The sequence below is a fragment of the Flavobacterium sp. Root186 genome, assembly GCF_001428525.1.
Classification (GTDB): domain Bacteria; phylum Bacteroidota; class Bacteroidia; order Flavobacteriales; family Flavobacteriaceae; genus Flavobacterium.
Window position 1 is genome coordinate 235,777 of sequence record NZ_LMHW01000010.1, and the last position, 15,231, is coordinate 251,007.

Here is a 15,231-nt window from a genome sequence, read left to right on the forward strand (position 1 = left end):
TTTACAACTAACACAAACATTTTTTATTTTACAAATTTGTCGATAATTGCATCAGATTCTGCTTTTGTTGCAGTTGGTTTTAAATCAAACAAAAGAGAATAAAGCGCTTTTCTATCAACTTTAGCTTCTAAGTTTAAGTCCTTATGTCTATCGAAAAGAGTCTGCCATTTGTCACGAACATTTTTCCAAAGAACATTATTTTCTTTCCACCATTTTTGAGCAGCGATACATTTAATATCTGGAACTTTAGTATAAACATCAAACCCTTTTTCCTGCGCTAACAAAACATCTTTTCCAGCGTCATCACGAATAAGTTTATCATTATCTTGTTCATGATTCCATCCTGTAGCAGTGATTTCGTGAATATTTCTTCTTTTTAAAACATTATAGTCATTACGTTTTGTCTGCTCTCTTCTTGGAAGCGGCGCATCAGCAACGTTAGACCAGTAATCTTGTCCGTCAACATGTACCCAAGTTGAAGACCCTTCATATCTTGGACTATCATCTACCTGATATACTTTTTGAGTCCATTGACCTTTAACCGCTTTTTTGTCAAGTTTTTTATATTTCCAGGATGTTCCTTTATCAAAAGAATATAAGTCTGTGTTTTCAAATAACCAATCTTGTCTCCAGTGTTTGATAATCATATCATCACTTACAATTAATAAGTGCTGCATAACAATTTTGTTTGGAGTATCTTCTAACAATTCTACCCATTCTAAAGCAGATTCATGTTTAGTTTGTGAAGGTTTGTATGTAGCCGAATCTTTAGCATATTGAAAAGTTTCTGCAAAGTTAAACTTCACTTCATAACAACCACACATAGATTTAATTGATTTTATGTCTTGTTGTTTTTTTGCGTCCTGACTGAAACCTAGGCTGCATGTTAAAGCCATAACGGCTGAAAAATAAAGGCTTTTTGAAATCATAACTTATTATTTGTTTTTAATTTTTGCAAATATATAAATTTTATTTAGAACAATTAAAAATAGTTATATATTTGCATCGATTATTAAGACTGAATAAAAATAATGAAAATAAAACTACCCCTTTTTGCTGTATTAACTTTCTGTCAAATCTCATTTGCACAGCAAAAAGATACTATTGCTAATGAATTGTCAGAAGTAAAAGTAATCACAGGAACAAGAACAGAAAGAGTACTTTCTTCTCTTCCTTTACCCATGACAATTATTACCTCAGAAGCAATTGTAAAATCTGGTGTTACAAGATTAAATGAAATTTTAAATGAACAAACAGGAATTATCTTAATTCCTGACGAAAGCGGTTTTGAAGGAATTCAAATGCAAGGATTAGATGCAGCATATACAATGATATTAATTGATGGTGTACCACTTGTTGGAAGAAGTTCAGGTGTTTTAGATTTATCAAGAGTTTCTGTTGGAAATATTGAAAGAATTGAAATTGTAAAAGGGGCTTCATCTGCTTTATATGGTTCTGAAGCAATGGGAGGGGTAATTAATGTAATTACAAAAAAACCGAAAAAAGATATGTTTTCAGGCAGTCTATCTTATAGATATGCTACCTTCAATACCAATGATACAAATGCCAATCTTCTTTGGAAAAAGAAAAAGTTTTCGGCTAATCTATTTGCTAATTTTTATTTGTCAGACGGATATGACTTAGATAAAAGTACACCGTTGAAAAATATAGAACCATTTTACAATTTTACAATTCAGCCTAAACTTTTTTACGATTTTTCAGAAAATTTGAAATTGATTGTAAGTAATCGTTTTTATAATCAAAAAATGGATAACGTAGCAATTATCGATTCTGAGAATTATAAAGGTGATGCAAAAGAAAATGAGTGGAACTCGCAAATTAAATTAGAACACAAATGGAATGCAAAACTGTATTCTGAATACGAATTATATGCCACAAATTATAAAAATGATTCGTTTTTAAATGATGAAAATAACGTTGCTTTTGAAAAAACATATTATGATCAATGGCTTTTTCGTCCAGAAGTCAGAACAACTTTGTCGCTGAAAAATGATAAACTAACAGGTGGGGTTGGTTTAAATTATGAGACTTTAGATCGAACTTATTTTGATAAAAATGTAAATTTTAATTCTCAATATTTCTATCTGCAGTATGATTTTAACCCAACAGAAAAATGGAATATTCTTGTTGGAGTTAGATATGATAATCATAGTGAATATGCTTCACAGTTAAGTCCAAAACTAGCTGTAAATTATAAGATTAATGAAAATTTTTCTCTAAAATCTTCTGTAGGATACGGTTATAAAGCACCGGATTTCCGTCAGCTGTTTTTCGATTTTACTAATCCATCCGTAGGTTATACAGTTTTGGGATATAATGTTGCCGAAAACCGTTTGAACCAATTTGAAGAACAAGGACAGATTTTATACAGAGTGGAAGGAGTAAACTTTGATAAGCCATTGGAAGCAGAAAGTTCGATAAATTTCAATTTTGGAACTTTTTATAAAAAAAATAAATTAAGAGTAGATGTAAATGCTTTCTATAATTCAATACATAATTTAATTGATACTCGCGTAGTAGCTCAAAAAACTAATGGTCAGAATATTTTTAGCTACTTTAATATTAGTAAAATTTTCACATATGGCTTAGAATTTAATTCGACCTATGAATTTACCAAAGAATTCTCTGTATCATTTGGTTATCAATATTTAACAGCAAAAGATAAATCTGTTCTGGATAATTTTGAAGATTATCAATACATACGTAATTCAGAATTACAAACTATCCAGATTAAAAAATCTGATTATTTTGGGTTGTATAACAGATCTAAACATACGGCTAATGTTAAAATAGCTTACACAATTCCTAGAATAAAGACAGATGTCAATTTACGTGTTTTTTATCGAAGCAAATATGGAATGTTTGATACCAATGGGAATCAAATTCTTGATAAATATGACACTTTTGTTAGTGACTACTTTATAACAAACTTATCAATTTCAAAAAATATTACAGATAAATTAATGCTGCAGGCTGGAGCTAATAATTTATTTGATTTTACAGACCCTAATCAAATTAGTAACCTGGCAGGAAGGCAGCTTTTTGCACGAATTCAATATAATTTTTAATCAACATTTATTTAACACTTTTACAAAATGAAAACAAAATTCTTAAAACTTTCGCTTTTAGCATTATTTATTTTTACAGCATCTTGCAGTAGCGATGACGATAAAAATGAAGAGATCCCAGCAGTTGTAACTACAAAAGTTTCTAATCTTGAAGCGCCGCAAACAGGTGGTCAAGGGCAGCCAGTTGGAGGTGCATTTACAAAATTCAGTTTTTCTCAAAACAAAGTTGTAACGGATAACAGTTGGGATATCGCTTTCCGTGGTACTACAATTATTGTTAATGGTGGAGCTAAAATTGGTATCACTGATGAGCCTGAAAGAACTGGAAGTGGAGCTGTAAGTATCGTTGCTGGTACATTTGCAAGCGTAACTTCTTTTCCAGCTGCAACAACTTTTAAACAAGACGCGTCTACTGTTTATGCAATCCCTACAGGAAGTGGAAATGGATGGTATAATTATAACACATCAAACAATATTATTTCGCCTATTGCAGGGAAAGTTTTTGTTGTGAAAACGCATGATGGTAAATATGCAAAATTTGAAATTTTAAGTTATTACAAAGATGCGCCTGCAAATCCTGATCCAGCAACTGCTGTAGCTAGATATTTCACTTTTAACTTTGCATACCAAGCCAATAGCACAACTACATTCTAAAAACATAAATAACCTCGGATAGTAATGTATTATTCGAGGTTGTTTTTTAATCAATTATTAATTTTAACATGAAGAAATTTACTTTTATCGGATTGTAATTTTTTAGAATTTTATTTTAAGTCTGTATGTCTTTAAGTACAGATCTAAGATAGATGAAACACTAAATATAAATTGCAAACTGAAACTGAAACTGTTATTCGTGTAAAGCAATCTAATCTAAAATTATGAAAAGAAAATTACTATTATTGACTTTGCTATTTTTTGTAAAGTTCGGTTTTGCTCAAAATTATGTAACATATACTTCTTTAACGAACACTTTAAACATTAATTCTGGAGTAGAAGGTACAGTAGATGTTTTAGTGAATTGTTATGGAAATAGCAGTGATGCAGTTTTTTTAAATGCACTGCAGTCATGTGGCACTAACGATGGTATCACATCTCAAAGTTATACAAACGGAAGTATTCTTACACCTGGACAAAATACAACTATTAGATACAAGTTTAAAAAAACAGTAACTACTGATACTCAAATTCTTTATAAGTTCTCTACAAATGGAAGCTGTTTTCAAAATGAAAGCCAGATGATAAAAATAACGGTTAATTATAAAGCAGCAGTAGTACCGGCTCCAACGCCAATTTTAAATAACAATATTTACGGAAATCAAACAATTGTTGAAGGTGCGACAGCTAGTATAATTTCAGGCTCTAGCCCATCGGGAGGAAATGGTTCTTTTAGTTATATATGGCAGAAAAAAACAGGAACAGGTGCGTGGACTAATATTTCTGGAGCAACAGGAATTAATTACTCTCCAGGAAGTTTGACAACAACAACATCATTTAGAAGAATTGTAAGTTCAAGTACACTTTCAAGTACAAGTAATGAAGTGCTAGTGACAGTAAATGCTGCTCCGCCTCTTCAAAATAATACAATTACACAGTCTGGTTCTGAACTTCAAGGAAGTTTGCCAAGCGGTGGGACTGGTACTTATGTTTATTACTGGTACGCATATGTGTTACAAGACGAGGATCCTTGGCTTATTGGTCAATCAATAAATTGTACTATTCCTCAGAGTGTCTATAACTTTGTTGATGGAATGGGGTATAATGGTTATATTACTCGAGTAGTTGTTTCTGGGACACAACAGTTATATAGTAATTACATAACTATTCCTCCTTCTCAGCCACTTACAAACAATACAATTACACAATCTGGTTCTGAACTTCAAGGAAGTTTACCAAGCGGAGGAACTGGTACTTATGTTTATTATTGGTACGCATATGTGTTACAAGATGAAGATCCTTGGCTTCTTGGTCAATCTATAAATTGTACTATTCCTCAAAGTGTGTATAACTTTGTTAATGGAGTGGGATATGATGGTTATATTACTCGAGTAGTTGTTTCTGGAAATAAACAGTCATATAGCAATTATATAGTTATCTCTCCTAACTCAAGTTTGGCAAAATCGGCACGAGCAAATACTGAAAGTTCTTCTTCGAGTCTAACCGCATACCCAAATCCAGCATCTGAATCAATAAATTTCTCAACTAATTTCACTACAGATAAAGAAATTGAGATCGTTTTATACTCAGAAAATTTAGGAAATGAAAAATCTGTATTTAAAGGAAAAGTAACTCCAAACCAAATTGTAAACTGGAATATCCCTTCAAATTATCAAAAAGGAATTTATTTCTACAAAATCTTATCAGACAATAAAGAAGTCAAAACTGGAAAAGTTATTTTTAAATAAACAGCATCAAAAATTTAGTTAATCATTAGCTTTGTTTTTTTTTATTTTTTTTTGATTTAGAGGTTAGATTTATCTAACCTCTTTTTTTTATTTCTTTATTATTAAAAATGAATGTTTAATTCTATCTTTGTCTACATTTATACATTACGAATTAATAGGAATTTTACAACAATTTTTAATTTTCGTAATTATTTCTTTTAAATTTTATTTATTAAGTGAATACTAAGTCATATTTCTTTCAATCTTTCGCAATCGTAGCATTAGCATTTGTTGCTTTTATTGGTTTTAAACAAATCTTACCAGATAAAATATTTTCTGATAGTAAAGTAGATTCCAAAAATGTACTTATAGACAGCCTGCTTCTGGAGTCAGTAGCGAAAGATTCATTGTCCTTAAAAAGCGACAGCATCGAAGAAAGCGAGCGTAAATTAGGTCAGCAGAAAATTGTTTACGATGCTTCTGAAGGAATCGAATTTCCATCTGAAACCTTCGATAATTACAAAGGATATCAATATCTGATTTCTTTTTACGAAAAATTATATCAATTAGAGCAGAATCCGCAAAGGCATGTTAGAATCGCTTATTACGGAGATTCTATGACCGATGGAGATTTAATTGTACAGGATGTGCGTAACAATTATCAGGATCGCTTTGGCGGAAACGGAGTTGGTTTCGTATCCATAACTTCAGAATCTGCAGCGTCAAGAGGTTCAGTTAAATCTACCTATTCTAAAAACTGGAAAACACAATCGTACTTAAATGTAAAAAGACCGGCAAGTCCTTTTGGTGTAAACGGGCACGTGTTTTTTGCAAATGACCAGATAAACCCAACCTGGGTTCAGTATGAAGCAGGTCTTCCTAAACATACAACGACTTTAGATAATCCAACCTTGTTTTATGGAAGAGCATCTAAAAGAGGAAACGTAAATTTCATTATTGGAAAAGATACATTGAAAAAAAGCCTTTCCCCAAATAACTTAGTAAACACTTTAAAAGTTACTTCGGGAAGTATAAAAGCTTTCAAAGCAAACTTTATTCACGCCGATTCTATTCCAATTTATGGATTTAATTTTGACAATGGCATTGGTGTTCACGTTGATAATTTCTCTCAACGAGGAAATTCAGGATTGCCAATTTCTATGTTTGATGCCAGTGTGATGCAGGCTTTTGACAATAATCTGAAATACGATTTAATCGTCCTTCATTACGGAACTAACGTATTGAATTACGGTACCAAAAACTATTTTTGGTATGAAAAAGGAATGACAAAAACTGTAAATAAAATAAAAGAATCATTTCCGGGAGTTTCTATTTTAATTGTTTCAACAGCAGATAAATCGACTAAATATGATTTAGAAATGAAAACAGATTCTGCAGTTGTTCCATTAATGAAAGCACAGAAAAAATACGCTTTAGAAACCGAATCAGGATTTGTAAATTTATATACCTTGATGGGCGGCGACGGATCGATGGTAAAATGGGTAGATGAATCTCCGGCAAAAGCCAATAAAGATTACACACACTTTAACCAAAGAGGCGCAAAAGCAATTGGTAATTTGTTATACAGTCAGTTAAATAACGGATACGAACAATATAAAATTTTACGTCAAAAACGTGAAACAGGCGTTAGACCTAAAGCGATTAGAAAACCCAAAGCAGATTCCGTCTCTGTAGAAAAAGATAGCGTAAATGAATAAACTTATTATTTTCTTTTGTTGTCTGTTTTTCTCAACAAATGATAAACCGCAAAATCCAGTTTCACCTCCAATAACTAAAAATATGGTTAGTAAAGTCGATTCAACAACAGTTGAATCTTTCAACGGAAATAATATTTATAATACGACAGTTTTAGAAAGTTTTTTTAAGAAATTAAAAGACAATGAAAGCGATAACAATCAAAAAATAAATATTGTTCATATTGGAGATTCTCACATTCAGGGAGATTTAATGACCAATGAAATCAGGAAAAATCTACAGAGAAAATTTGGTAATGCCGGCCGTGGATTAGTTTTCCCGTATCAATTGGCTAAAACAAATGGGTCTTATAATGAGCGTTTTCGTTGTAACAGAGTCTGGGAAACGTATCGAAATATATATCCGGTTAGAAATTATCCTGTCGGTTTAAGCGGTATCGGACTTTGGAGAGATGCTGGCGGATTTGTTTTAGAATTGAATATTAAAGATCCGTCGTATAAATTTAATTCAATAAAAATAATAACTCCACAAAATGAAGACATGTTTGATTTGTCAACAGCATCTCAAACAAAATTTATTGAAACAGCAGAACCAAAAATAATTAAACATAAAATTAAAAAAGGAGAAGCGATTTCTGTAATTGCAGATAAATATAACGTTTCGATTGCTGAAATAAAAAGAGCAAATTCGCTAAAATCAAATAACATTCGTGCAGGAAGAATATTGAAAATTCCAACAAACGAAACGCAGTCCAGAAACATAAAAACATCCGAATATGTTTCTTTAAATATGGAATCTGATTCCTATTCGCATTATTATAATTCAGAAAAAGCTTTAGATAAGATTTATTTGATTCCGAATAAAAAAGCTTCAAAATTTGAACTAAACGGAATTGTTTTAGAAAAAGATGCGCCGGGATTAATCTATAGCGGCATTGGAGTAAATGGAGCAAAATATTCAGATTATAATAAATATCCATTGTTTTTTGAACAGTTAAAAGCTTTACATCCGGATATGCTGGTATTTTCACTCGGAACAAATGAAAGTTACGAAAAACTGGAATCGGGAAATTACATTAAACAATTAAGAGAGTTTATAAGCAATATAAAAGCGCAGAATATAAATGTTCCGATAATTGTTATGACGCCGCCGCCGTCTCTGCTGAGAAAAAGACCAAATACGTTTATTCACGAATACACCAAACAAATTATCGAAATAGCACAGACAGATGGTTTTGCAGTTTGGGATTTATACGATGAATTTGGAGGAATGGAAGGAATTCGAAATCTAAAATCGGCAAAATTAATTGGACCTGATTGGGTTCATTATTCTAAAAAAGGATACGAAAAACAAGGAAATTTGTTTTCAGAGGCATTTTTAAAAGCATACGATAATTTTAAATTAAAAAAGTAAGTTGATAACAATAGATAACATCAATAATTGGTTCATTCAAAATTTTGGTGCAATAACAATAGAACAAGTTAAAAGCTGGTTTATTTATAATCCAGACGAAAAACTATTATTTAATACAGGTTTATTCTTAGGATTATTTCTTGTTTTTTATTTTGTGTACGGCTTTTTACGCAAAACATTTTACTTAAGATTAACGTATGTTATTCTCTTCTCGCTTTTCTTTTATTACAAGTCAAGCGGAATTTACTTTTTATTACTATTACTTTCTTCAGTTGTAGATTATGGCTTGAGCCAAATCATCTATAAAGAAACGAAAGACACAACCAAGAAAATATATCTTGTAATAAGTGTGATTCTGAATTTAGGATTACTGGGGTATTTCAAGTACATGAATTTTATGATTGGAACATACAATGATATGTTCAATGGACATTTTAAATTTCATGACATTTTCCTTCCAGTCGGAATTTCGTTTTATACTTTCCAATCGATGAGTTACATTATCGAAATTTATCGTGAAGAAATTAAACCAACAAAAAACTATATCGAATACTTGTTTTTCGTTTCGTTTTTCCCGCAGTTAGTTGCCGGACCAATTGTGCGCGCAAAAGATTTTCTGCCGCAGATTTACCAGAAATTAAACCTTACAAAACAAGATGTAAACAACGCTTTGTTTTTGATTATTGGCGGATTAATTAAGAAAACGGTAATTTCAAATTATATTTCAGTGAACTTTGTCGATCGTGTTTTTGATACACCGCTGACTTATACTTCGTTCGAAAACTTAATGGCATCTTACGGATATGCCATTCAAATTTATTGCGATTTCTCAGGATATTCAGATATGGCAATCGGAATCGCTTTGTTACTAGGATTCAAATTACCAGCCAACTTTAGAACACCATATAAATCAACTTCGATTACAGATTTTTGGAGAAGATGGCATATTTCGTTATCAACCTGGTTAAAAGATTTCTTATACATTTCGATAGGAGGAAACAGACAAGGTTCATTTGCCGGATTTTTATTCCCAAGTTTATTTTTCTTCGGATTATTGCTTTGGGGAATTACAAGTTACAATACCAGCATAATTCCATTGATTATTGCATCAATTTCGATTGCACTTTTTTGTTTGTCATTTCTGCTTTCGAATAAAAGAAAACAAACTTTAGTAACCAATCTAAACCTTTTTACCACAATGCTTTTAGGCGGATTGTGGCACGGAGCCGGAGCGCAATTTATAGTTTGGGGAGCTTTACACGGATTAGCTTTAGCGGTTCACAAAATTTTCCTTGAATTCTTTCCTTCTAAAAAAGACGGAAAAAGTAATTTTTTATGGAGATTTTTCTCCATCTTAATCACGTTCCATTTTGTAGTTTTCTGCTGGATCTTTTTCAGAGCCAGAGATTTCGAAACAGCATTGCAGGTAATCAATAATATTGGTCAGTTAACTTTCGAACCACAAAATTGGAAAGCCATAGTTTTAGGATATAAAAATGTATTTTTATTAATGTTGTTCGGATACGTTTGGCATTTCTTACCAGAAGTTATCACAGACAAGATGAAATGGGTTTTCGATAAAACACCATTGTTAATAAAAGCAATAATTCTGGGTTTCGTTTACTGGATCGTTTACGCAACAGCGGTAGCCGGTTCACAGCCGTTTATATATTTTCAATTTTAAAAGGTTCAAAGGGACAAGACACAAAGGCGCAAAGGTTTTATTCTTTGCGCTTTTTGTTTCTCTCAGATTTAGAAGATATAGCTGATTTTTTCACACTTAATCTTAAGAAATAATCTGCCGATCTGCTAAATCTGCGAGAAAGAAAAAAACTTTGCGACTTCGCGACTTTGCGAGCAAAAAACATAGCGAACTTTGCGTAAACTTTTGCGCACTTTGCGGTTAAATGCATTTAAATAAAAATTGCCTAAAATATCTAATTAGATTATCTTTGCACTTCAAATAAAGAAAATAGTATGTTTGATAATTTAAGTGATAAGTTAGATAAAGCGTTCCATATATTAAAAGGACACGGTAAAATTACAGAAGTAAACGTTGCCGATACCTTAAAAGAAGTTCGTCGTGCCTTACTTGATGCCGACGTTAACTTTAAAATTGCTAAAGATTTTACAACTAAAGTAAAAGAAAAAGCAATTGGTCAGGACGTTTTAACAACGCTTCAGCCAGGACAATTATTGGTGAAGCTGGTAAAAGATGAGCTGACAGAATTAATGGGAGGTGATGTTGCCGGAATTAACCTGTCTGGAAATCCAAGCGTTATTTTAATGTCTGGACTTCAAGGTTCTGGTAAAACTACTTTCTCAGGAAAATTAGCCAACTTCTTAAAAACTAAGAAAAATAAAAAACCACTTCTTGTAGCGTGTGATATCTACCGTCCGGCGGCGATCAATCAGCTTCATGTTGTTGGAGATCAAATAGGTGTTGAGGTTTACTCCGAACCAGAAAATAAAAACCCTGTTGAAATTGCTCAAAACGCAATTAAACACGCAAAAGCAAACGGTTATAATGTAGTTATTGTCGATACTGCAGGTCGTTTGGCAGTAGACAAAGAAATGATGGATGAAATTGCACGAGTTCACAAAGCAATTCAGCCTCAGGAAACATTGTTTGTTGTCGACTCTATGACGGGACAAGACGCAGTAAATACAGCAAAAGCTTTCAACGATATCTTAAATTTTGATGGAGTTATCTTAACGAAATTAGATGGTGATACTCGTGGTGGAGCAGCAATCTCGATTAAATCGGTTGTAAATAAACCAATCAAATTTGTAGGTACGGGAGAGAAGATGGAAGCAATTGATGTTTTCTATCCAGATCGTATGGCTGAGCGTATTCTTGGTATGGGAGACGTTGTGTCGCTTGTGGAAAGAGCTCAGGAACAATTTGATGAAGAAGAAGCCAGAAAACTTCAAAAGAAAATCGCGAAAAACGAATTTGGTTTTGATGACTTCTTAACGCAGATTCAGCAAGTAAAGAAAATGGGTAATATGAAAGACTTGGTAGGAATGATACCAGGAGCTTCAAAAGCCATGAAAGATGTAGAAATAGAAGATGATGCTTTTAAACATATTGAAGCAATCATTCACTCGATGACGCCAATCGAAAGAAGCAAACCGGCCATAATCGACGTAAAAAGAAAAGCCAGAATCGCAAAAGGTTCCGGAACGAAAGTCGAGCAGGTAAATCAGTTAATGAAGCAGTTTGACCAAATGAGCAAGATGATGAAAATGATGCAGGGGCCAGGCGGAAAAAATCTGATGAAAATGATGGGAGGCATGAAAGGAATGCCAGGAGGAATGCCGAGATAATAAAATTAAAAAGTTTCAAGTTTCAGGTTTCAAGTTATGAGACTGAAATTTGAAACTTTTTTCGATAAAATAAATATGAGTTTCGTTTCAACGTGAAACCTGAAACAAAAAAACTTTAAACCAGAAACAAAAACAATGCAGCTACTAGACGGTAAAAAAACATCTAACGACATTAAAAACGAAATTGCAGCCGAAGTTCAATCGATAAAAGCAGCCGGAGGAAAAGTACCTCATTTAGCTGCTGTTTTAGTTGGAACAAACGGAGCAAGTTTAACTTACGTAGGAAGTAAAGTAAAATCATGTCAGGAAATCGGATTTGATTCAACTTTAGTAAGTCTTCCGGAAACTATTACCGAAGACGAGCTGCTTGCTAAAATTAAAGAGCTAAACGAAGACGATAACCTTGACGGATATATCGTTCAATTGCCGTTGCCAAAACATATCGACGAGCAGAAAATTTTATTAGCAATCGATCCAGATAAAGATGTAGACGGATTTCACCCAACAAACTTTGGTAGAATGGCTCTTGAAATGGAAAGTTTCATTCCGGCAACACCATTCGGAATTATGGAATTGTTAGAGCGTTACAAAGTAGAAACTGCAGGAAAACATACTGTTGTAATTGGAAGAAGCCACATCGTAGGACGACCAATGAGTATCTTAATGAGCCGTAAAGGAAACCCTGGAGATTCAACAGTTACGTTGACACACAGCCGTACTAAAAACTTAGAAGAATACACTAAAAATGCCGATATCATTATCACAGCTTTAGGAGTTCCAGAATTTTTAAAAGCTGATATGGTAAAAGAGGGAGTAACGATCATCGACGTTGGAATTACTCGCGTAGATGATGCATCAAACCCAAAAGGTTATGTTATAAAAGGTGACGTAGATTTTGACGGAGTAAGCAAAAAAGCATCATTCATAACGCCAGTTCCTGGTGGAGTAGGACCAATGACAATTGCAATGCTGCTTAAAAATACACTTTTAGCACGCAAAATGAGAAGTGCAAAAAAATAAATAAATCATTTCAAATAATAATACAAAGCCTGTTCATTTGAACGGGCTTTGTTGTTTTTAATATATAATTAATACTTTAAAGTTTTGGTTCTTAAAAATAAAGGATACTTTTGCCACACTTAAAAAACACTTCTCCAAATGGACGATTATTATTCGTTAGTATTAAATTAAAAGCAGCTTTTGAAATCTTTCAAAATGCTGCGTTAAAACCCTGTATTTTGAAATGAAAGCCTTTTACACAAACAACAACGGATTATTAGAAATGCCAAAATGGACTCCAAACTCCTGGATTAATATTGAAGATCCATCAGAAACAGAAAAAAAATATTTATTAGAAGAGCTTCAAATTCCCGAAGCTTTTTACAATGATATTGAAGATATCGACGAAAGACCTCGTATTGAGATCGAAGACGGCTGGACGTTGATTATCATGCGTGTTCCCATAAAAAGTAATGACATTAAACTCCCTTTTCAAACCATTCCGCTAGGCGTAATTTTTAAAGATGACATTTGTGTAACCATCACTTTTTATAAAACAGAAATTATACATGATTTTATGCTGTATTCACGACGCAAAAACATTCAGGTTAAAGACAATTTTGACTGGGTTTTAAGATTGCTTCTGTCATCAAGCGTTTGGTATCTAAAATACCTAAAACAAGTCAATCAAAAAATAAAACTGGCAGAGGATAATTTAGAGAAATCCATCAAGAATGAAGAATTGCAGGCATTACTTCAAATCGAGAAATGTTTGGTTTTCTTTATTACCTCATTAAAAGCAAATGATGTTTTGTTTCAGCGCATTAAAAATCTAAAAGCCCATAAAGCAAACTATGATTTAGATTTGCTGGAAGATGTCGAAATCGAATTAAGCCAGGCGCAGGATACAGCCAATATTTATAGCAACATCTTAACCGGAATGATGGATGCTTATGCTTCTGTAATTTCGAATAATATGAATAATATCATGAAGCAGATGACTTCAATTTCAATTATCTTAATGATACCAACCCTAATAGCCAGTTTGTACGGAATGAACGTGCCAAACGGACTGGAAGAAAGTAAATATGGAATCTGGATTCTGCTGTTAGTCTCCGTTATCTTATCGACTTTCGGAGTCTTTTTATTCAAAAGAAGAAGATGGTTTTAATTTGAAATTTCACAATAATATATAGCCTGTTCATTACGAATAGGCTTTTTCGTTTTTATACATTGGGCGGGACCGTCTCGTTGCAAAAGGGCAATATGCTTTATGGTTATGCACCCTTTTGCAACGAGACGGTCGGGCTATCCGCGCTACTTCGGTAGCCAGCTCCTATCCCTCACGCACTCTAAGGTAGCGACAACTCCCGTTCCTGCAAGGTTTCCAAAACCTTGTAGGTATAATTTCAGGATCAATTAAATGTGTAGTCCCTATGGGGCAAAATTCGTGACATATGTTTTTATCTACCGATATTTAATCTCTCCGAGATACTCCGTTAGGAGTTATATATCGGTAGCATAATAGTTGATATCCCCGTGATAAAATATCCCGTAGGGATTACACATTTCATACCTACGCAACGTAATTCATTTTTACACTTACAAATAATTAAAATAAAAATGCATTTTTTTATTTGTCAATTCAAAATAAATAATAACTTTGTAACGCAAAGTACTTTAATTATGAATCAAAAGCACCAAGAAGATTTAGCACATATTCGTTCCATGATGGAGCGTTCTTCAAGATTTATATCGTTAAGCGGACTTTCAGGAGTTTTCGCGGGACTTTCGGCATTAATAGGCGGATTGTATGTTTATCAGCTCTTTAAAGTAAATGGTATCGAATATTTTACTGACGAACATATTTTATTGTCTGGAAGCTTGGTTTCAGAATTAATTTGGATTGGCGTAATAATTTTAGTTTGTGCATTTGTATTCGGAACTTTTTTTACCGTTAGAAAAAGCAAAAAATATAATTTGCCAATTTGGACCTCTGCCACAAAAAATATGTTGTTTAATCTGGCAGTTCCACTTGCAGCAGGAGGAATATTTTGTCTGGCTTTAATATATCATGGATATTACGGTTTAGTTGCACCGTCTACTTTACTATTTTACGGACTAGCCGTTATAAATGCCGAAAAATATACATTTTCAGATATAAAATATTTAGGATTTTCTGAACTTTTGCTAGGATGTATTTCACTTTTTTATATTGGATATGGTTTACTATTTTGGATCTTAGGATTTGGTATCCTGCATATCGTGTATGGATTGGTGATGTTCAAAAAATACAAATAACC

At 32.9% G+C, this 15,231-nt stretch carries 11 protein-coding genes; 10 read left to right on the forward strand and 1 reads right to left on the reverse strand.

Features of this window, described 5'->3' with window-relative positions; genetic code table 11:
• Positions 1 to 23 precede the first annotated feature (23 nt).
• The gene (locus ASD98_RS04715; RefSeq protein WP_056200872.1) at positions 24 to 929 is read right to left on the reverse strand and encodes a DUF6607 family protein; all 906 of its coding nucleotides are present in this window, start codon (positions 927 to 929) and stop codon (positions 24 to 26) included.
• Positions 930 to 1,031: 102 nt separating this feature from the next.
• Between ASD98_RS04715 and ASD98_RS04720 the strand changes: the two genes are divergently transcribed.
• From ASD98_RS04720 to ASD98_RS04765, 10 genes are all read left to right on the forward strand, one after another.
• A complete protein-coding gene (locus ASD98_RS04720; RefSeq protein WP_056200876.1) occupies positions 1,032 to 3,089 on the forward strand; it encodes a TonB-dependent siderophore receptor in 2,058 nt (685 codons plus the stop codon).
• Positions 3,090 to 3,116: 27 nt separating this feature from the next.
• Entirely contained in the window at positions 3,117 to 3,743 is a 627-nt protein-coding gene (locus tag ASD98_RS04725; RefSeq protein WP_056200880.1) for an HmuY family protein, read from the forward strand.
• Between the two features lie 224 nt (positions 3,744 to 3,967).
• Positions 3,968 to 5,491 (forward strand): T9SS type A sorting domain-containing protein, encoded by a 1,524-nt coding sequence (locus ASD98_RS04730; protein WP_056200883.1) that lies wholly within the window; start codon positions 3,968 to 3,970, stop codon positions 5,489 to 5,491.
• Between the two features lie 215 nt (positions 5,492 to 5,706).
• Complete coding sequence (locus ASD98_RS04735) at positions 5,707 to 7,188, forward strand: SGNH/GDSL hydrolase family protein (protein ID WP_056200885.1); 1,482 nt, start codon at positions 5,707 to 5,709, stop codon at positions 7,186 to 7,188.
• Complete coding sequence (locus tag ASD98_RS04740) at positions 7,181 to 8,599, forward strand: GDSL-type esterase/lipase family protein (RefSeq protein WP_056200888.1); 1,419 nt, start codon at positions 7,181 to 7,183, stop codon at positions 8,597 to 8,599. The genes ASD98_RS04735 and ASD98_RS04740 overlap by 8 nt, the downstream gene beginning before the upstream one ends.
• A 1-nt stretch (position 8,600) precedes the next feature.
• Positions 8,601 to 10,283 carry an MBOAT family protein gene (locus tag ASD98_RS04745; protein ID WP_056200892.1) on the forward strand — a complete coding sequence of 561 codons (1,683 nt, stop codon included), beginning with the start codon at positions 8,601 to 8,603 and terminating at the stop codon, positions 10,281 to 10,283.
• A 293-nt stretch (positions 10,284 to 10,576) separates the two neighbouring features.
• A complete protein-coding gene (gene ffh / locus ASD98_RS04750; protein ID WP_056200896.1) occupies positions 10,577 to 11,929 on the forward strand; it encodes a signal recognition particle protein in 1,353 nt (450 codons plus the stop codon).
• A 135-nt stretch (positions 11,930 to 12,064) separates the two neighbouring features.
• Positions 12,065 to 12,949: a bifunctional 5,10-methylenetetrahydrofolate dehydrogenase/5,10-methenyltetrahydrofolate cyclohydrolase gene (locus ASD98_RS04755; protein ID WP_056200898.1), complete on the forward strand. Its 885-nt coding sequence runs from the start codon at positions 12,065 to 12,067 to the stop codon at positions 12,947 to 12,949.
• A 223-nt stretch (positions 12,950 to 13,172) separates the two neighbouring features.
• Complete coding sequence (locus tag ASD98_RS04760) at positions 13,173 to 14,099, forward strand: magnesium transporter CorA family protein (protein ID WP_056200902.1); 927 nt, start codon at positions 13,173 to 13,175, stop codon at positions 14,097 to 14,099.
• Between the two features lie 515 nt (positions 14,100 to 14,614).
• Positions 14,615 to 15,229: a hypothetical protein gene (locus ASD98_RS04765; RefSeq protein ID WP_056200905.1), complete on the forward strand. Its 615-nt coding sequence runs from the start codon at positions 14,615 to 14,617 to the stop codon at positions 15,227 to 15,229.
• The last annotated feature ends 2 nt before the right edge of the window (positions 15,230 to 15,231 follow it).